Here is a 17,146-nt window from a genome sequence, read left to right as displayed (position 1 = left end):
ATGAAGCACAACCCGCGCCTGAACGAGAAGATGGCCCGTCTGGCCGGTTTCTCGGACATCCACCCGCTGCAACCGCAATCGACGGTCCAAGGCGCGCTGGAGCTGATGGATAGCCTGTCGCACTGGCTGACCACCCTGACCGGCATGCCGGCTGTGGCTCTGTCGCCCAAGGCAGGCGCTCACGGCGAGCTGTGCGGCCTGATGGCCATCCGCGCCGCCCACGAAGCCAAGGGCGAGCACGAACAGCGCCGCAAGGTGCTGGTCCCGACCTCGGCCCACGGCACCAACCCTGCCACCGCCGCCTTCGTCGGCTACACCGTCGTCGAGGTCGCCCAGACCGAGGACGGCCGTGTGGACGTGGCCGATCTGGCCAGCAAGCTGGGTCCGGACGTGGCGGCCATCATGGTCACCAACCCGAACACCTGCGGCCTGTTCGAGCGCGACATCATGGAAATCAGCCGCCTGACCCATGAGGCAGGGGCTTACTTCTATTGCGACGGTGCCAACTTCAACGCCATCGTCGGTCGCGTGCGTCCGGGCGATCTGGGCGTCGACGCCATGCACATCAACCTGCACAAGACCTTCTCGACACCGCACGGCGGCGGCGGTCCGGGCGCAGGTCCGGTTGTCCTGTCCGAAGCTCTGGCTCCGTTCGCCCCCGCGCCTTGGGTCGTGAACACTGGCGAGGGCTTCAAACTGGTCGAGCGTGAAGAGGACGAGGCTGCACAAGCCTTTGGCCGTCTGTGCGCCTTCCAAGGGCAAATGGGCATGTATGTGCGCGCCCTCTCCTACATGATGTCCCACGGTGCCGACGGCCTGCGCCAAGTCGCCGAGGACGCTGTCCTGAACGCCAACTACATCAAGGCCCGCCTGTCGGACCTGATGAGCGCCGCCTTCCCGGACGGTCCGTGCATGCACGAGGCCCTGTTCGACGATGAATGGCTCAAGGGCACGGACATCACCACACTCGACTTCGCCAAGGCGATGATCGACGAGGGCTTCCACCCGATGACCATGTATTTCCCGCTGGTCGTCCACGGGGCCATGCTGATCGAGCCGACCGAGACGGAATCCAAGGCCGAACTGGATCGTTTCATCGAGGCCATGCGCCTGCTGGCACAGGCCGCCAAGGCTGGTGACGTTGACCGCTTCAAGGGCGCACCGTTCCACGCCCCGATGCGTCGTCTCGACGAAACCAAGGCAGCCCGCTCGCCCAAGCTGCGCTGGGTGAAGCCGGAAGGTTCGAACCAGGCCGCCTGAGCGCCTGTTTTCAACCCTAGCTAACCAAACGCCGTGTCTTTCGAGACACGGCGTTTTCTTTTCGCCCAACGTGACTGATCGTTCATTCGGAAGTCATGGTTCGGCCCTCAAACTGGCCTTGTGTGGGAACAACGGATTCCCATCTGTTTAGTACTTCCTCCCCGCGTCTCCCCGCCTCCTCCTATACGCAAGTAGCTCGCTGTGACCTTGGTCCTGACACCACTGATCCCTCCGCCGCCCCGTACAGGTGCGAGCCGCCGTCTTCGCCGTCTGGCGTTGATGGGCGTGGGGCTGTTCATCATGCTGGTGGGCCTGATCATCGCGCCGCTGCCGGGTCCGGGCGGTATTCCGGTGATCACGCTGGGTTTGGTGATCGTGCTGCGCAACTCGTTCTGGGCCAAGCGCCAGTTCATCAAGGCGCAGCGCGCCAAGCCGAACTGGGTCTATCCCTTCCGCCGCCTCATGCGGAAGAACCCTGAAGTGGCACCGGTTTTCTGGCAGCAGGCTCTGCGCATGGAGAAGATGGTTGTCCGCAGCCGTCGCCGCCGTGCACTGCCGCGTTTGCGCCGGCGTTTGCGGGCACGTGTGCGGGCCTACCGTGCGGCCCGCCGCAGCGCCTCCAAGGCCGCTTAACCTCCCGATTTGACTTCGAAAAATCGCTGCGCCACGGGCTTAAGACAGCCCGCTCGATTGCGCGCCCGCACGTTAATGTGAACAGCGTTCTTCGACATTAGCCAAAAAAAGGCTTACCCTCGACCTCGCGTAGTCTCGAAGTGTTGGCGTTGGGAGGCGCTAAACTAATGATGTCACGCGTAAAAAACGGCATCGTTGCAGGTCTTACCGCAACGGTGATTGTGGCCGCAGTTGAGGCCATCAACATGTATGTGTTGAAGATGTTCACCCCGTTCCCGCTGATCGTCGCCAAGATGTTCGGCATGCCGGGGAATGCAGCAGCAGGATGGGCCCTTCATATCCTGTTCGGCATTGTGGTTCTGGGCGGCCTTTTTGGCCTGCTCTACGACCGCCTACCCACCAAGGTTGCTATGGCTAAAGGCATCGCCTTTGCCGTCGGCGCATGGGTGGTCCTGATGATCTATGCGACCATGATTGTCCCGGATCAGCGGATCATTCCGTCTGGTGGTTTTGAAGGCTTGGCTTGGATGCTGGTCACGCACGCTATCTATGGTGCAGTGCTCGGCTCGACCTTTGAACGCCTCCTCAAGCGCGAGAAGGCGCATATCCACCCCATGGGTGCTGCCCCCGCCCACTAGGGCTTCGGCAGATCAGGACAAGAAAAAAGGCCCCGCGAAAGCGGGGCCTTTTGACATTCAGGGTTGCCCCCAATCTTAGTTCAGCTTGCCAGCCAGTTGGCTGATCGCTGCGTCCAGAGCCGGATCGGTCTTGGCACCAGCGATGCGGGCAGCCAGGATTTCCTGAGCAGCCATGGCGGCGAGGTCAGCAGCAGCCGACTTCACTTCGCGGGTCGCTTCGGCTTCGGCTTGAGCGATACGACGCTCGGCCAGTTCCTGACGACGGGCAGTCGATTCTTCGATGCGGGCCTTGGCGTCGGCTTCCAGACGCTTGGCTTCGGCTTCGGCGGTCGACAGCAGCTCGGCAGCTTGAGCTTCGGCTTCGGCCTTTTCCTTGCGGATCTGGGCCAGCATGGCTTCGGCTTCGGCACGCAGACGGGCGGCTTCATCCAGGTCTTGCTGGATCTTGGCAGCTTTGGCGTCCAGACCGGCAGCAACCAGCTTCGGCACGCCAGCGAAGATGACGATGGCGAAGAAGATGACGAGGCCGACGCCAACCCAGAACTCAGGGTTGCTGATGTCCCAGAAGTGGGCGGTCAGAAAAGCGGGCATTAGGCAGCTCCCTTGATGGCAGCTTCCAGCTCGGCCGCAGTCGGGGCCTTGCCGGTCAGACGTTCCAGCATAGCGCTGGTGGCGTCCGAAGCGATGGCAGTGACGTTACCCATGGCAGCGTCGCGGGTCGAAGCGATCTTGGCTTCGGCTTCAGCGATGCGGGCGTTGACGACAGCTTCGTCAGCGGCCAGGCGGGCGTTGAATTCTTCGGTGACGCGGGCTTTCGCAGCGGCTGCGGTAGCGCGGGCGTCGGCGCGGGCCTTTTCGACCTCGGCGCGGGCAGCTTCAGCTTGCGCTTCAGCTTCGGCTTGAACCGAACGGGCGGTGGCAATGGCACCGTCGATGGTTTCGGCACGTTCGTCGATCACACGGCGCATGCGCGGTGCAAACACCTTGGCGATCAGCACATAGGTGATGGCGAACAGGATCAGCAGGTAGCCAATCTGACCAACCCAGTGCTGGAATTCGAACTGGGGCAGGCCGCCCGAGGCGTGCTCGGTGGAGGCATGGGTCTCGGCGTGTACGTCGCCGGTCGGTGCTTCGAGTGTGGGTTCTGCGGCCATGGTCCGTCTATCTTTAGATCAGGACAACGGCGCGTAGGACGAACCTACGCGCCGTCGGTACTGTGTGGTCTTCTTAGAGGCTAAGGATTAGCCGAAGATCATCAGGACGCCCAGCACGAAGGCCAGGATGCCCAGGGCTTCTGCCAGAGCGGCACCCACGAACAGGTTGCCGACTTGAGCAGCGGCAGCAGCCGGGTTGCGCAGAGCGCCAGCCAGGAAGTTACCGAAGATGTTACCAACGGCCAGAGCCGAACCGATCATGCCCAGGGTGGCCAGACCAGCGCCGATGTACTTTGCGGCTTCAGCGTCCATGATGTGTTTCCTAAATCGAGAGACGTTAGAGGTAGGGTGAAGTAGCTGAGATTAGGCCTTAGTGGCCTTCACCCAGGTTGACCACATCATTGAGATAGATGCAGGTCAGAACAGTGAAAACGAAGGCCTGAAGGAAGGCCACCAGAAACTCAAGTGCGGTCATCGCAACGGTCATGCCCAGCGAGAGAGCTGCAACGCCGAAGAAGGCGTAGGCGATACCGCCGGTGGCGATGGCCACAGCACCCAGTTGCACAACGAACTGGGCAAAGATCTTCAGGGCGACGTGGCCACCCAGCATGTTACCGAACAGACGCAGGGCCAGGGTAGCCGGACGCAGCAGGAACGAAACAAACTCGATCAGACCAACGACAGGGCGCAGCGCCAGAGGCGCGCCAGCCGGCCAGAACAGCTTGAAGAAGCCCAGACCATTCTTGACGAAGCCGACGACGACGACGGTCAGGAACGAGATCAGGCCCAGCGTCAGGGTGACGGCCAGTTGCGAGGTCGCGGTGAAGGTCAGGAACATGCCCAGCAAGTTCATCGCCAGAACCAGCATGAACATGGTGAAGGCGAACGGGAAATACTTCTTGCCGTCGTGACCGATGATCGACGAGGTCAGGTTGTCGACCATGCCGAACAGGGTTTCACCCGCAGCCTGCATACGGCCCGGAACCACAGCATTCTTGCTGGTGGCTAGACCCAGGAAGCCCACAACAACCGCAAAGGCGATGGTCATCGCAACGTGCGAGTTGGTGATAGCGATCACTTGCTCACCGAGAACGGGAACATTGACCGTGCCGAACTCTACGAGCGGCTTGACCTCAAATTGTTCAATCGGACCGGCCATGAAGCCTATCGTTCCTCGTCTTCGTTAACCTCGACAATCGGCTCACCCGAAGGGGTTTCACCGAGTGCCTTGGCCTCCGCCATAAGCCGTTTGGCTGTATTGCGGGCCATAAAAAATGACAAAGCGAAGCCCACGAGGACCCCGCCGATTACGCCTATCGGCGCAGTGTCGAAGAAGTAATCGACAGCCACACCAAGTCCCAGACCGATAAAAACGCCACCGATCAGTTCGGCGACGATGCGCCAAGCCTGACCAACGACCTTTTGAGCCTCGGCGGTTGCTACCACCTCGGTTCTTGTCCGCGCCTCTAGGGCGGATGCGCGTTCCGAGAGACGTTTCATCGCCTCTTCGCGCGATTCCTTCGTAGAGGACATGGCCAATTCGCTCATCGCCGACGGGCTGTCGGCAGGGGTCTGAATTTCGCGCGGAACCTATAGGCGGAGGGCCTTCAGGTCAAGGCGACAGGTTTGAGACTTAAGTGTATGGATTTTCGTGGTTTATTTTCAGACGCGACGCAAGGTCGCCCCTAAAGCTACGACTCGCCGCCTTCGCCTATGAAATCTTGGGCAAATTCCGGCGTGTCCGCGTCCATTCCCGGCAATAATTCTTCGCCGTCTTCGTCGCGGGAAAGCGAAGGATCCGGAACCTCGAAGCCGACAGGCATGGACAGATCCAGCAGTCCCGCCGCCTTCATTTCCTGCACGCCCGGCAGATCGTACAGACCCGCCAAACCGAAATGTTCCAAGAATCGGTCTGCGGTTCCGTAGGTTACGGGACGACCCGGCGTGCGACGACGACCGCGCAGGCGAACGAATCCCATCTCCAGCAGCACATCCAGCGTGCCTTTCGACAGCGACACACCGCGCACGCTTTCAATTTCGGCGCGGGTGCAAGGCTGATGATAGGCAATGATGGCCAGCGTCTCGAGCGCAGCCTTAGACAATCGTCGAGGCTCTTCGCGCTCTTCCGTCATCAGGAAGCCGAGGTCCTCGGCGGTGCGGAAACGATAGCGCCCCGCTACGGAATCGAGTTCGACCCCCCTGCCCTTATAGCGCTCCTGAAGTGCGGTCAGGGCACCGGATACATCGGCACCTTCCGGCAGACGACGCGCCAACTCCTCGCGCGATAGCGGCGCGGCGGCAGCGAACAGCAGGGCCTCAATGCGGCGCTCGATCTCCAGATGGTCAGGGGCGAAGTTCAGACTCACGGTTCCAACTCCAGCGCGGGGGCCGGTCCGCGCCGACGCAGCCAGATATCGTCAAACGGCCTTTCCTGACGAATGTCCATGCCGCCTTCCTTTACCAGTTCCAGCGAGGCCGAAAGCGTAGAGGCCGTATAGCTGGCCTGTGACGGGCCGTCGTGATCGTCGGGTCGCTGCGGGGCAACGCGCTCCAGCGGCGTCCATTCGGCGAGGCGCGGCATAATCTCGCGTAGCCAGTCGCGGGCGGCTTCCAGTTGGAAGGCTTCGACGCGGGCAGTCGGGTTATAGTTGCGCCGCTCCTGCTTGACCCGCTGGGTCACATAGGCTGTCATCAGTTCATAGAGGCTGGCGTCGATCTGATCCGATGGCACGATCACGGTTTGCTCGGGATCGCCGCGCATAAAGACGTCGCGGCCCAGTTGCGGGCGTTTCGTCAGGTTGGCCACGGCGGTTCGCATGGCCTCCAGCTTTTGCAGGCGGAAGGCCAGCGCAGCAGCCATCTGCTCTGCGGGTGGCTCTTCGCCCTTGTCCTTCTCGTTACGCGGGATCAGCAGGCGCGACTTCAGATAGGCCAGCCACGACGCCATCACCAGATAGTCCGCCGCCAGCGAGAAGTTACGTCGCCGCGCCTCGTGAACGAACAGCAGATACTGTTCGGCCAGTCGGGTGATCGAAAGCTTTAGCAGGTCCACCTTCTGGCTGCGGGCCAGTTCCAGAAGGACGTGCAGGGGACCTTCATAACCTTCCAGATCAACGACGAACGCCTCCTTCGCCTCGGCCTGCTGGACCGCGGTGAAGTCGAGGTTCGGCTGGAAGGTATCTGTCATGCCCCCTGCCCCATATCAGTTCACGCCAGTTCCGGCGCTTGGGCTTCGCCCACGTCAGGTCCGCTGGCCGCCTGATAGCGGCCTTCCATTGCCGCAGCGAAGCGGGCGCGCGCAGCGTCGACGTCTAGCGGTTCAGGCGTGCGGACCACACGTTCCAGCACAGCCTCGGCGCGGCGAGCGGCAATGCCGCCCAGCGTCTTGGTCACTGATGCGATCTCGGTCATCTCGTCCAGCTTGCCATTGCAGTGCAGGACGATGTCATTGCCGGCCTTGAACGACGCCTCGGTGCGCTCTTTCAGCGTGCCCGACAGAGCCTGCATCGAGAGGTCGTCGGTCATAATCAGGCCGCCAAAGCCGAGACGCTCGCGGATAAGACGGATGCCTGCCTTGGACGTCGTAGCCGGAGCCTCGGCATCCACGGCGGTGAACACCACGTGGGCGGTCATGGCCATCGGCATGTCCGACATGGCGCGGAAGGGCACAAAGTCCCACGCGTCCAGTACGGCCAGCGGGGTCTCCACGATCGGGAGGTCATGGTGGCTGTCGGCAAAGGCGCGGCCATGACCGGGGATGTGTTTGATGATCGGCAAAACACCGCCCGCCAGCATGCCCTCGGCGGCGGCGCGGCCCAGTTGGGCCACCGTCTGGGGATCGCGGGCATAGGCGCGGTCGCCGATGATGTCGTGAGCGCCAGGGACCGGAACGTCCATCACCGGAACGCAGTCGACATTGATGCCCAGTTCATGAAGGTCATGGGCCATCAGGCGCGCCCCGAGGCGCACCAGTTCGCGCGCTTTGAACACATCGCCTTCGGCAGCCTGAAGGTAGGCCGCACCCGGCGGATATTTAGGCCAGAACGGCGGGCCAAGGCGTTGCACCCGCCCACCTTCCTGATCGATCAGGACAGGAGCGTCGTCGCGGCCCACGCTGTCGCGCAGGTCCTGAACCAGGGCGCGAACCTGATCCGGACTTTCGACATTGCGACGGAAGAGAATAAAGCCCCACGGATTGGCGTCGGCAAAGAAGGCGCGCTCCTGTGCCGACAACCGGTATCCCGTGCAGCCGAAAATGGCAGCAGAAGTCAATCGTCTAGCCTCAGCCGACGAAGCAGGTGCCGCCCGACGCCTTGATGGCGTTGCACAGCGTGGTGGCGCGTTCGCGGCTCAGACCGCCGAACGACGTGCGGTACAGGGTCTTGCCGTCACGCTCGACGGCTTCGATCTGGCGACGAGCACCAGCGGTCAAACCGCCGTGACGACCTGCAGCCGCCGAATACTGTTGCTCGGCCTGTTCACGCGAGGAGAAGGCACCGATCTGGACGCGCGAGGTGCCCGTAGCGGCAGCCGCCGGAGCAGGCGCAGGGGCCGGAGCGGCAACCGGAGCGGCCGGTTTCGGCGCAACAGCAGCCGGCGCTGGTGCCGGTGCGGGCGTCGGAGCCGGACGGGCCGGAGCCGGTGCCAGCGGAGCGGGCGCAGCAGCTTGGGTATCTGCCGACGGTGCCGGACGCGGCAGAACGGCTTCAGGACCTTCCGTCAGGGTCGGGGTGGCGGCTTCGGCTTCCGGCGTATCGCGATAGACGCTGATGCCCGCTTCGGGGTTAACCGGCTGGGCGTCCAGCGGAGAGTCCACCTTCATGGTCTCGACCGGCGTGCCGACAGCGGCGGGCATCTGGCCCTCCTTGCGCGAGCCACCCATCGTATAGGCGAGGATAATACCGATGACGATCGCCAGCAGCACGACAACGCTGATGATCAGCGTCAGCGGCGGAGACTTCGACGACGGGGCGCGGCGGGCATCATAGCCACCACGGTTGAACGGCAGGTCGTCGTCGGTCGGAGGCGTATAGGCCCCGCGTTCGCGGCCGGTATCGCGGCCCTGCTGGGGGTAGCCTCGGTTATCATCATCGTAGGACATGGGTCGCGCCTTTAACTCGGTTCCGCCCGCGCGAATCGGTGCGCGGTCGTCATTATTTTATCACCCCCGGCCCCCGTCTTTCGAATCATAGATCGAGGGCGACGTCGAGGCTGAACAGCTTTCTATGCACTTCAATGGCATAGCGGTCGGTCATACCGGCGATATAGTCGCACACAGCGCGCGCACGCTCGGTCATATTGTCGGTCAGCGCCGCCTTCTGCCACTCCGGCGGCAGAACCTCGGGCTCGGCCATGGCCAGATTGAACAGTTGCGCCAGCACGCGGCGGGCCTGACTGCGGGTACGGTTTACGCGATAGTGGCGGTACATCCGCTCGAACAGGAAGCGGCGCAGAACGGCCAGCTCCTCCATCATCCCCGCCGAGAACTGGACGAGGGTTTCGGGGGCCAGTCGTACGTCTTCGACCGTTTCGATCCGGTGCGATTTCAGGCGGTGCTCGGTCTCGGCCAGTACGTCGTCGACCATGACGCCGATCATGCGGCGTACCGCCTCCAGACGCAGCATACGGTCGTCGATATTGGGATAGTCCGCCCGCGCCGCGGCAATGGCCGGGCCGATCAGCGGGATCTGCGACAGGTCGTTCAAGGTGAACAGACCCGCCTGAACGCCATCGTCCACATCGTGGTTGTTATAGGCAATGTCGTCCGCAATGGCGGCGCACTGGGCCTCAAGCGAGGCGAAGGTGCCAAGGCGCAGGTCCCAGTTCATCGAACCGCCCGCGTGATACTCGGCCACCCTGGCCCACGCCGGATCACCAAGGTGATGCAGTACCGGACCATTGTGCTTGACCACGCCCTCGACGGTTTCCCACGTCAGGTTCAGCCCCGCAAACGCCGGATAGCGCATCTCGAGTTCGGTCACGACGCGGAAGCTTTGGACGTTGTGGTCAAAGCCGCCGTAGTCCTTCATCAGCTCGGCCAGTTCGTCCTCGCCCGCGTGCGAGAACGGCGGGTGGCCGAGGTCGTGCGCCAGAGCGATTGTTTCGGCCAGATCGTCATCGAGGCGCAGCGCGTGGGCTAGCGAGCGGGCGATCTGCGCCACTTCCAGCGAGTGGGTCAGGCGCGTGCGATAGGTATCGCCTTCGTGCGCAACGAAGACCTGCGTCTTTTCTTTCAGACGGCGGAAAGCCGTTGCGTGGATGATGCGGTCACGGTCGCGCGCAAAAGGTGTGCGGGTGCGGCTGGGCGGCTCGGGGATGCGGCGACCACGGCTGTTTTCGTGGCGTTCGGCGTATGGGGCGCGTTCGATCTGGCTCACGACATCAACTTTGAACAAGGCAGGGCTTTTTTATTGGCTTCCCACGCCTCATATAGAACCCTGTGAGCACCGTCCAATCCACAGAACAATCCACAGCCGCCTTTTCCATCAGTGCCCGAGCACCGGAAGGCATCACCCTGTCGCAAGCGGCGGCGGGCCGTCTGGCGGCCCTGTCGCAGGCCGAGGGCAAGTCCCTGATGCTTCGCGTCGCGGTCGAGGGTGGCGGCTGTTCCGGCTTCCAGTATCAGCTTGATCTGGTCGAAGAGGCGCAGGCCGACGACATCCGCATCGAATGCGACGGTCAGGCCGCGCTGGTGGACAAGGTGTCGGTGCCGTTCCTGAAGGGATCGGAGATCACCTTCGTCGACGAACTGGCCGGTGCGCAGTTTGTGATCCAAAACCCGAACGCCGCCTCCAGCTGCGGCTGCGGCGTCAGCTTCTCGATCTAGGCTTTCGGCGCTTTTGCGGCTTCGGCCGAGCGTTTCTTGCGGGCGTCGCGGAACATCATGGCAATGCCCAACACCATCCCGCCTACGCCCGCGACCACGGCCAGCGACACCTGGATCCAATAGGCGATTTCCCTGATCCAGTCGGCGAGCGCACGCCCCCAGGGGCTCAGGGCAAAGCCGACCATCCCCGCGAGCAGGATCAGGCACGCTGTAGTTCTCAAAAATGACTTCATGCCCGGCTCTCGCACTATGGAGTGCAGGACTTAGCCCAAGCTTTGCCATGTAAAAAGGGCCTCCCGATCCGGAGGCCCTTTTGTCATTTGACGATCTTCTTGCCCGCCATCACACCGAGGACAAGGAAGACCAGGAAGATCACGATCGCTGCAATCGCCAGGAATTTAGCGATACCGGCAGCGGCCCCCGCAACCCCGCCAAAGCCCAGAATACTGGCTACGATGGCGATGATAGCGAAGATGATGGCCCATTTGATCATAGGTTTCTCCTGCTTCTACGCAGATAGAACCCGTCAAGCTGAACCCTGTTCCTGATTATCGGGAACGTATCGGTTGTCCTTACCCCTGCCCAGCACGCCAAGGATTAAGGGCCAAGCCGCCAAAGCTGTGATTAATCGCGCACCAAACCACCGTCGACGACAAGGTTCTGTCCCGTAACGGCGCGGCTCCACGGCGAGGCGAAGAAGAGGATGGCGTCGGCGAACTCTTGCGGAGTGGTGACGCTACGCAGCGGGGTCATGCCTGCGATCAGATCGAAGACTGCATCGGGCGTGGCGGCGCTGGCGTTGGTGGTGCGAAGCAAGCCGCCCGAGACCATATTAACTGTAATGCCGTGCGGACCCAGATCGCCAGCAGCCGTGCGCGTCAGGCTCATCAAGGCTGCCTTGGCGGCCGTATAGTCGTGATAGGGCACCACCGGATTTTGCACGAGGTTGGTGCCGATGTTGACCACGCGGCCAAAGCCCTTGGCCTTCATCCCCGGCGTAGCGGCCTGAATGACGTTCAGCGCGCCATGGATGACGGTCTGAAACTGGCTGGCGAACTCATCCCAGCCGATGGTTTCCATCTGGGACCGAGCATCACCGTTGAAGCTATAGTCCAGCGCATTGTTGATGACGGTCGTAACCGCCCCGCCGTAGTGTTGATCGGCCTTGGCCAACATCGCCTCGACAGCGGCCCGGTCGATCACGTCGGCCTGCAGGGCGACGGCCTGCTCACCGATTTCGGCGGCCAGCGCATGGGCAGCATCGCCGCTGCTGCGCCAGTTGATTACCACCCGCGCCCCTTCACGCGCGAAGGCCCGCGCCGCTTCAGCGCCGACACCGCGTGCCCCGCCGGTAATGAGGACGATCTGTTCGGAAATGTGCATGCGATGGCTCCCCTCAACCGTGGTTGTGATCCCTTAGTCGCCACCCGAGCGCAGGTCCAACACAGGCGCTGGCCGAGCGTTGATTTTCGGACTTGCATTTAGGAATGTTCCTAATTATGATTTTTCCTAATGAATGCGCTTTTCAAAGCTTTGTCCCATCCGGTTCGGCGCCAGATTATCGCCATGCTGAGGGATGGACCAAAGGCCTCGGGCGATATCGCCGCAGCCTTTGACATGAGCTGGCCAACGGTCACGGGGCACCTCAACGCCCTGAAAGAGGCCGAACTGGTCAGCACGGAGAAGCACGGTCAGTCAGTACGGTACCGGTTGGAAATCTCGGCGGTCGAGGAAGGTTTGGCCTTCCTGCTGGACATGGCGGGTGCAGGCAAAAAACAGAACACGGAGGAGACGCCATGAATACGACTCTGAACACCCGTCTGGCGCTGGCCGTCTCCCTTCTGATCTTTGCAGGTAGCGCATGGATTGCACTGAAGGGTCCGACCACGCCCGTGCCGCTGCATTTCGACTTTCAAGGCAATGCTGACCGTTTCGGTAGCCGGACCGAACTGGCGCTGACGCTGGGCGGTCTGGGCCTGATCAATCTGGTCGTTGCCTATCTGACCGCCCATCAGGCGAAGGCAGCGACCGATTCTGTCCGGCGCAAGGCGCTGGCCAACGGGCAGTTGGTATCGGTGCTGATCATGGCAGGTGTGGCGTTGATGATCGCTTGGGCGGCTCTCGGCCCTCAGGCGGCATCGGGACAATACAATATGGTCAGCTCCGCCCTGTTCCTGTCGGGCATCAGCATTCTACTGGGCGCGGTACTGGGCAAGGTCGGCCCCAATGCCTTTATCGGGGTGAAGACCCCGTGGGCCTACAAATCCCGTCTGGCGTGGGACAAGTCGAACCGCTTGGCCGGACGGCTGATGTTCTGGCTGGGAGTGGCCGGCCTCGTCGCAGCCTTGTGGGTGCCAGCAAATATTCTGACCGGTGCGCTGGTCATCGGCCTGCTGGGCGCTGCGGGCCTGTCGGTGTTCGAAAGCTGGCGTGTGTGGCGTAACGATCCCGAAGCGCAGAGCTTCTAACCTGCCCCGAAACGGAGACGCATGATGCTGAGCCTTATGGCTGCCGCCCTGATGTTTGCGGGGCCGACCGAAACTCATGTGACGCTAGAGGCGACCCCTGCCCCTCTGCACGGCACGATGCTACGGCCTGCAGGCGAGATGGTCGCCGCCGCCGTCATCATCCCCGGAAGCGGCCCAACCGACCGCGACGGGAACAGCCCGTTGGGCGTGAGCAACGGCTCTTTGAAGCAGCTGGCCGAGGGGCTGGCCGCACGGGGCATCGCCACCGTCCGCATCGACAAGCGCGGCATCGCTGCCAGCATTCCTGCCGTCGTGTCGGAGGCACAGTTAAGGTTCGACACCTATGTCGAGGATGCCCGCAACTGGGCCCGGTTGACCGCAGAACAAACGGGTGCGCCGTGCGTCTGGCTGATTGGCCATTCCGAGGGCGCGCTGGTGGTCCAGTCTGCTGCAGCCGACAAGGATGCACCGGTTTGCGGCCAGATCCTGCTCGCCGGTGTGGGGCGTCCGGTGGGCGTGGTGCTGCGCGAACAGCTAAGCGTCCAACTGCCCCAGCCGTTGAAGGACGAGACGTTCGACATGCTGGCGGAATTGGAAGCCGGACGCACGGTCGAAAATCCGCCCGTTGCGCTCATGGCCCTGCTGCGTCCTTCGGTACAGCCCTATCTGATCTCGTGGATGAAACGCGATCCGGCGCAGTTGGCACGTGACTATGATGGTCCGATCTTCATTGGTCAGGGCACCACCGATCTGCACACCACGGTCGTGGACGCGCAAGCGCTGTACAGCGCCCAACCGCGATCCGAACTGAATATCTGGGAAGGTATCAACCACACCCTGACCGAAGCGCCCGCTGACCGCGCGGCCAATATCGCGACCTATACCAACGTAAACGCCAAGATCGCACCGCAGGTTATCGAAGACGTTGCCGACTTCATCCTGACGCCGCGATAGGGCTTAGCCGTCCAGTTCGCCTCTGGCCTTGTCGAACAAGGAGAAGAAGCGCTCGCGGACGTCAGCAGCAAAGGGGTTGTCGCGCTCGATGGCTTGATAGACGGCGGTGCTGTCGTGGCGGACCATGTCCACGCCCTGCATGACGCGCTCGAAGCTGGCGGTGGTCATGCGGGTGGGCAGCGGTTCCATGTTCAGGAGAACACGGGCGATTAGGTGGGTCAGGCCCTGAACGGTCGCGGCCTCGCGGTCGTGATCTTCAGGACTGACGTTAAATACCTTGAGCTTCAGGACCTTGCGGCACCAGCCGGCTGTGCGGCGGGCATCCTTGGCTCCCCTCACCTTGCACACGGCGATGCGCAGGCCTTCCAAGCCGTTCTTGGCCGATTGCGGGCCGAACAGCGGGTGGGTACCGACGATGCGGACGTGATCGGGCAGCAGACGCTGCATCGCTTCAGCAGGTTTGACCTTTACCGAGCCGACGTCGATCACCAGAGCGCCGTCAGCCAACAGAGGCGCGATCTCCTGAAGCGTCTGTTCCAGCACACCAACCGGAACGGCGAGGATCACCACCGGACAGCCCGCCGCCTCGGCTAAATCCACCTTGGCAGCATAGGCAACGTCCCCGTCCATAGCTGGATCAAAGGCCCGCACATCGAAATGCGCGGCCAGATGCTGCGCGGTCAGTTTCCCGAACGCGCCATAGCCGATCAGACCTAGACGGGGCTTTGCGCTCACAGGGTTTCCTGGAAGCGGACCGGCTGGCCGTGGGCGGTGCCGATCAGTTCGCCGTCCTTCATCACCACGCGCCCGCGCACGATGGTGGCGACCGGCCATGCCGAAACTTCGTGGCCGTCAAACGGGGTCCAGCCGCAACGGGTGGCCTGCTGGTCGTGGGTGATGGTCTTCTTGGCCTTCATGTCCACGATGGTCAGGTCGGCGTCATAGCTGACAGCCATGCGGCCCTTGTTGGCGGTGCCAAACACGCGCTGCGCCCCGCCACTGGTCAGGTCGATGAAGCGTTCCAACGACAGGCGGCCCTTATTCACGTGGTCCAGCATCAGCGGCACCAGCGTCTGCACGCCCGGCATACCTGACGGCGAGGCCGGATAGGGCTTGGACTTTTCTTCCTTGGTGTGCGGCGCGTGGTCCGAACCCAGAACGTCGGCCACACCCTGTTGGATACCCCACAGCCACAGGGCATCGACGTGCTCCTGCGAGCGGATCGGCGGGTTCATCTGCGCATAGGCACCAAGGCGCTCATAGGCCTCGGGGCCAACCAGCGTCAGGTGCTGCGGGGTGATTTCGACCGTGGCGACATCCTTGTGGAAGCGCAGGTATTCCATCTCGTCCTTGGTGGTCACGTGCAGCACGTGGATGCGAGCGCCCGTTTCCTTGGCAAGGCTCACCAGACGGCGGGTCGAGCGGATAGCGCTCTCGGCGTCGCGCACTTCGGGGTGGCTGGTCCAGTCGCCGGTGCGGGCCAGCTCGCGGCGCTCGACCAGACGGTATTCGTCCTCGGAGTGGAAGGTCGCGCGGCGCTTGGTGTTGGTCAGGACTTTACGCACGCCCTCGTCATCGGCGATCAGCAGGTCGCCGGTCGATGCGCCCATGAACACCTTGATGCCGCACACGCCCGGCAGGCGCTCCAGCTCGCCCAGATAGTCCGCATTCTCGTGCGTGCCGCCGACGTAAAAGGCGTGGTCGGTCCACATGCGATTGTTGGCGCGGGCCAGTTTGTCTTCCAGCGTCGGCTGGCTGATGGTGTTGGGGTTGGTGTTCGGCATTTCGAACACGGCCACCACACCGCCCAGAGCCGCCGCGCGGCTGCCGGTTTCGAGGTCTTCCTTCCATTCCAGACCCGGCTCGCGGAAGTGGACCTGGGTGTCGATCACACCCGGCAGAACCGTCAGCCCCGTGGCATCGAACACCTCACCCGCCGAGGCGCCGGTTAGGTCACCGATAAAGGCGATCTTGCCGTCGATCACACCGACGTCCGCCTTGCCGCGCCCCGCATGGTTCGCCACCTCACCCCCGCGAACGATCAGGTCATAAGTCTGGGTCATGGGAGGCGCTCCGACGGGAAGGATTACAGTCGGACGGTCTTCTACGCCTTGGGGGCAGTCAGGGGAAGGCGAAGCGCCCCGCTTAACCTCGGCCAGATGAATAAAGTTTCAGTTGTGCGCCGGAGGCGAAGGCGGGACAATTTCGCATGAACCGATTCATCATGCCGTCCCTCCTCGCCACCTCCGTGATGCTCTCAGCCTTCGGTGCCCGCGCGCAGACACCGGAACAATTCCGCACGGACGCCGTATCGATCGAGCGTCTGATCGTGGAGAACTACGCCTATTCCGACCGCTTCCCGCAAGGAACAACGCCAACTAGCGAAAAGCTGGAGGCCGAAGCCTTGGCGGTCACGGACAGCGCCTCCCTGCTGCGGTATGCGGAGCGGCGACTGGCCGCGCTGGCGGACCATCACACCATCACCGGCAGTTCCTTCAGCAACAGCTGGGCGCTGGTGCCCAGCTATTCGGATCTATGGATCGAACATGATGGCGACCGCTACATCGTCACCGCCGTGCGTGACGACAGCCCCGCCTCAAAGGCAGGTATCGTGGTCGGTGACGCCGTACTCGAAATCGGTGGCCGGTCCACAGCCCTCGCGGTCAAGGATTTCTGGAACGATTTGGGGGTGGACGTTCCGCCGGACGGCCTTGGCTATGCGGCGCGCGTACTGGCGGCGGGCCGTCGGGACAGCGCCAGAACCCTGACCCTTGCCACTGGTCACGACCATCCGCGCACGGTAACGCTGGCGTCGCTCTATACCGGAAACCGCCCCTCCCGCGATGCGCTTTCCGTATCACGCAGTCCTGACGGGCTGACCATCCGCATCAACGACTCCCTTGGCGATCAAGCGACGATCACGGCCTTTGACGAAGCGATGGCCCACGCGAGGCAAGGCGAAACCGTCATCCTTGACCTGCGCGACACGCCCAGCGGCGGCAATACGGTTATCGCCCGTGCCCTTATGGGATGGTTCGTCACCGAGGCCCGCCCTTACCAGATGCACCGATACGTGGCCGAGGAACGCCGCACCTCCATCCCGCGTCAATGGATCGAACAGGTTCTACCCCGCGCGGATAAACACCACGCAGGCCCTGTCAAAGTCCTCGTCGGCCGCTGGACCGGAAGCATGGGCGAGGGACTGGCCGTCGG

23 protein-coding genes are annotated in these 17,146 nt (G+C 62.8%); 8 read left to right on the top strand and 15 right to left on the bottom strand.

The features are described from left to right. The 3 genes from gcvPB to OB03_RS11835 form a co-directional block, all read left to right on the top strand. On the top strand, window positions 1-1,260 hold a 1,260-nt coding region (gene gcvPB, locus OB03_RS11845), incomplete at its 5' end, for an aminomethyl-transferring glycine dehydrogenase subunit GcvPB (RefSeq protein ID WP_461344267.1). Window positions 1,261-1,461: 201 nt separating this feature from the next. Then, complete coding sequence (locus tag OB03_RS11840; RefSeq protein WP_242913691.1) at window positions 1,462-1,893, top strand: PGPGW domain-containing protein; 432 nt, start codon at window positions 1,462-1,464, stop codon at window positions 1,891-1,893. A gap of 170 nt (window positions 1,894-2,063) precedes the next feature. Then, the gene (locus tag OB03_RS11835; protein ID WP_461344266.1) at window positions 2,064-2,531 is read left to right on the top strand and encodes a DUF6789 family protein; all 468 of its coding nucleotides are present in this window, start codon (window positions 2,064-2,066) and stop codon (window positions 2,529-2,531) included. Window positions 2,532-2,606: 75 nt separating this feature from the next. On the opposite strand, the gene OB03_RS11830 is transcribed toward OB03_RS11835, so the two are convergent. The 10 genes from OB03_RS11830 to OB03_RS11785 form a co-directional block, all read right to left on the bottom strand. Then, window positions 2,607-3,122 (bottom strand): F0F1 ATP synthase subunit B, encoded by a 516-nt coding sequence (locus OB03_RS11830; RefSeq protein WP_242913689.1) that lies wholly within the window; start codon window positions 3,120-3,122, stop codon window positions 2,607-2,609. Continuing rightward, complete coding sequence (locus OB03_RS11825) at window positions 3,122-3,685, bottom strand: F0F1 ATP synthase subunit B family protein (RefSeq protein ID WP_461344265.1); 564 nt, start codon at window positions 3,683-3,685, stop codon at window positions 3,122-3,124. The genes OB03_RS11830 and OB03_RS11825 overlap by 1 nt, the downstream gene beginning before the upstream one ends. A gap of 87 nt (window positions 3,686-3,772) precedes the next feature. Next, window positions 3,773-3,997, bottom strand: coding sequence for a F0F1 ATP synthase subunit C (locus tag OB03_RS11820; RefSeq protein ID WP_242913687.1), 225 nt, complete (start codon window positions 3,995-3,997; stop codon window positions 3,773-3,775). Window positions 3,998-4,055: 58 nt separating this feature from the next. Next, on the bottom strand, window positions 4,056-4,844 hold the full coding sequence (locus tag OB03_RS11815) for a F0F1 ATP synthase subunit A (protein ID WP_461344264.1): 789 nt from the start codon (window positions 4,842-4,844) through the stop codon (window positions 4,056-4,058). Window positions 4,845-4,849: 5 nt separating this feature from the next. Beyond that, complete coding sequence (locus tag OB03_RS11810) at window positions 4,850-5,218, bottom strand: AtpZ/AtpI family protein (protein WP_461344263.1); 369 nt, start codon at window positions 5,216-5,218, stop codon at window positions 4,850-4,852. A gap of 158 nt (window positions 5,219-5,376) precedes the next feature. Continuing rightward, complete coding sequence (gene scpB / locus OB03_RS11805) at window positions 5,377-6,051, bottom strand: SMC-Scp complex subunit ScpB (RefSeq protein ID WP_461344262.1); 675 nt, start codon at window positions 6,049-6,051, stop codon at window positions 5,377-5,379. Next, on the bottom strand, window positions 6,048-6,872 hold the full coding sequence (locus OB03_RS11800; protein ID WP_461344261.1) for a segregation and condensation protein A: 825 nt from the start codon (window positions 6,870-6,872) through the stop codon (window positions 6,048-6,050). Before OB03_RS11800 ends, scpB begins: the two co-directional genes overlap by 4 nt. Window positions 6,873-6,892: 20 nt before the next feature. After that, window positions 6,893-7,957 (bottom strand): beta-N-acetylhexosaminidase, encoded by a 1,065-nt coding sequence (nagZ, locus tag OB03_RS11795; protein ID WP_461344260.1) that lies wholly within the window; start codon window positions 7,955-7,957, stop codon window positions 6,893-6,895. Between the two features lie 10 nt (window positions 7,958-7,967). After that, window positions 7,968-8,786: an SPOR domain-containing protein gene (locus tag OB03_RS11790; protein WP_461344259.1), complete on the bottom strand. Its 819-nt coding sequence runs from the start codon at window positions 8,784-8,786 to the stop codon at window positions 7,968-7,970. An 85-nt stretch (window positions 8,787-8,871) separates the two neighbouring features. Beyond that, window positions 8,872-10,062, bottom strand: coding sequence for a deoxyguanosinetriphosphate triphosphohydrolase (locus OB03_RS11785; RefSeq protein WP_461344269.1), 1,191 nt, complete (start codon window positions 10,060-10,062; stop codon window positions 8,872-8,874). A gap of 107 nt (window positions 10,063-10,169) precedes the next feature. Here OB03_RS11785 and erpA point away from each other — a divergent pair, with 107 nt between their 5' ends. Continuing rightward, window positions 10,170-10,511, top strand: a complete 342-nt coding sequence (gene erpA / locus OB03_RS11780; protein ID WP_461344268.1) for an iron-sulfur cluster insertion protein ErpA — start codon at window positions 10,170-10,172, stop codon at window positions 10,509-10,511. On the opposite strand, the gene OB03_RS11775 is transcribed toward erpA, so the two are convergent. From OB03_RS11775 to OB03_RS11765, 3 genes are all read right to left on the bottom strand, one after another. Further along, window positions 10,508-10,744, bottom strand: a complete 237-nt coding sequence (locus tag OB03_RS11775) for a hypothetical protein (protein WP_242913680.1) — start codon at window positions 10,742-10,744, stop codon at window positions 10,508-10,510. The two genes, erpA and OB03_RS11775, sit on opposite strands and share 4 nt — an antisense overlap. An 83-nt stretch (window positions 10,745-10,827) precedes the next feature. Continuing rightward, a complete protein-coding gene (locus tag OB03_RS11770) occupies window positions 10,828-11,004 on the bottom strand; it encodes a DUF1328 family protein (RefSeq protein ID WP_242913679.1) in 177 nt (58 codons plus the stop codon). A gap of 131 nt (window positions 11,005-11,135) precedes the next feature. Beyond that, window positions 11,136-11,894, bottom strand: a complete 759-nt coding sequence (locus OB03_RS11765) for a 3-oxoacyl-ACP reductase (protein WP_461344258.1) — start codon at window positions 11,892-11,894, stop codon at window positions 11,136-11,138. 183 nt (window positions 11,895-12,077) lie between these two features. Here OB03_RS11765 and OB03_RS11760 point away from each other — a divergent pair, with 183 nt between their 5' ends. Genes OB03_RS11760 through OB03_RS11750 form a run of 3 tightly spaced genes read left to right on the top strand, consistent with a single transcriptional unit; the run spans window position 12,078 to window position 13,933 of the window. Continuing rightward, window positions 12,078-12,311 carry an ArsR family transcriptional regulator gene (locus OB03_RS11760; RefSeq protein WP_461344257.1) on the top strand — a complete coding sequence of 78 codons (234 nt, stop codon included), beginning with the start codon at window positions 12,078-12,080 and terminating at the stop codon, window positions 12,309-12,311. Next, window positions 12,308-12,979, top strand: a complete 672-nt coding sequence (locus OB03_RS11755; RefSeq protein ID WP_461344256.1) for an SdpI family protein — start codon at window positions 12,308-12,310, stop codon at window positions 12,977-12,979. The genes OB03_RS11760 and OB03_RS11755 overlap by 4 nt, the downstream gene beginning before the upstream one ends. A 21-nt stretch (window positions 12,980-13,000) precedes the next feature. Then, window positions 13,001-13,933 (top strand): alpha/beta hydrolase, encoded by a 933-nt coding sequence (locus tag OB03_RS11750; RefSeq protein ID WP_461344255.1) that lies wholly within the window; start codon window positions 13,001-13,003, stop codon window positions 13,931-13,933. Between the two features lie 3 nt (window positions 13,934-13,936). Here OB03_RS11750 and OB03_RS11745 read toward each other — a convergent pair whose 3' ends face one another. Beyond that, window positions 13,937-14,668, bottom strand: coding sequence for a prephenate dehydrogenase/arogenate dehydrogenase family protein (locus tag OB03_RS11745; protein WP_461344254.1), 732 nt, complete (start codon window positions 14,666-14,668; stop codon window positions 13,937-13,939). After that, window positions 14,665-15,996, bottom strand: coding sequence for a dihydroorotase (locus OB03_RS11740; RefSeq protein WP_461344253.1), 1,332 nt, complete (start codon window positions 15,994-15,996; stop codon window positions 14,665-14,667). Before OB03_RS11740 ends, OB03_RS11745 begins: the two co-directional genes overlap by 4 nt. A gap of 146 nt (window positions 15,997-16,142) precedes the next feature. Between OB03_RS11740 and OB03_RS11735 the strand changes: the two genes are divergently transcribed. Next, on the top strand, window positions 16,143-17,146 hold a 1,004-nt coding region (locus tag OB03_RS11735; RefSeq protein ID WP_461344252.1), incomplete at its 3' end, for a S41 family peptidase.

It is taken from the genome of Brevundimonas sp. GN22 (genome assembly GCF_054824005.1).
Note: the sequence above shows the minus strand (reverse complement) of the source record. Positions and strands in the feature narration are given on the sequence as shown.

What these genes read in the sequence shown, in the direction of transcription:
- OB03_RS11825 (WP_461344265.1), bottom strand. Translation starts at nt 3,685, where the DNA reads ATGGCCGCAGAACCCACACTCGAAGCACCGACCGGCGACGTACACGCC.
- OB03_RS11835 (WP_461344266.1), top strand. Translation starts at nt 2,064, where the DNA reads ATGTCACGCGTAAAAAACGGCATCGTTGCAGGTCTTACCGCAACGGTG.
- OB03_RS11820 (WP_242913687.1), bottom strand. Translation starts at nt 3,997, where the DNA reads ATGGACGCTGAAGCCGCAAAGTACATCGGCGCTGGTCTGGCCACCCTG.
- OB03_RS11815 (WP_461344264.1), bottom strand. Translation starts at nt 4,844, where the DNA reads ATGGCCGGTCCGATTGAACAATTTGAGGTCAAGCCGCTCGTAGAGTTC.
- OB03_RS11750 (WP_461344255.1), top strand. Translation starts at nt 13,001, where the DNA reads ATGATGCTGAGCCTTATGGCTGCCGCCCTGATGTTTGCGGGGCCGACC.
- OB03_RS11800 (WP_461344261.1), bottom strand. Translation starts at nt 6,872, where the DNA reads ATGACAGATACCTTCCAGCCGAACCTCGACTTCACCGCGGTCCAGCAG.
- OB03_RS11760 (WP_461344257.1), top strand. Translation starts at nt 12,078, where the DNA reads ATGCTGAGGGATGGACCAAAGGCCTCGGGCGATATCGCCGCAGCCTTT.
- OB03_RS11775 (WP_242913680.1), bottom strand. Translation starts at nt 10,744, where the DNA reads ATGAAGTCATTTTTGAGAACTACAGCGTGCCTGATCCTGCTCGCGGGG.
- OB03_RS11830 (WP_242913689.1), bottom strand. Translation starts at nt 3,122, where the DNA reads ATGCCCGCTTTTCTGACCGCCCACTTCTGGGACATCAGCAACCCTGAG.
- OB03_RS11810 (WP_461344263.1), bottom strand. Translation starts at nt 5,218, where the DNA reads ATGTCCTCTACGAAGGAATCGCGCGAAGAGGCGATGAAACGTCTCTCG.
- OB03_RS11770 (WP_242913679.1), bottom strand. Translation starts at nt 11,004, where the DNA reads ATGATCAAATGGGCCATCATCTTCGCTATCATCGCCATCGTAGCCAGT.
- OB03_RS11765 (WP_461344258.1), bottom strand. Translation starts at nt 11,894, where the DNA reads ATGCACATTTCCGAACAGATCGTCCTCATTACCGGCGGGGCACGCGGT.
- OB03_RS11790 (WP_461344259.1), bottom strand. Translation starts at nt 8,786, where the DNA reads ATGTCCTACGATGATGATAACCGAGGCTACCCCCAGCAGGGCCGCGAT.
- OB03_RS11755 (WP_461344256.1), top strand. Translation starts at nt 12,308, where the DNA reads ATGAATACGACTCTGAACACCCGTCTGGCGCTGGCCGTCTCCCTTCTG.
- OB03_RS11740 (WP_461344253.1), bottom strand. Translation starts at nt 15,996, where the DNA reads ATGACCCAGACTTATGACCTGATCGTTCGCGGGGGTGAGGTGGCGAAC.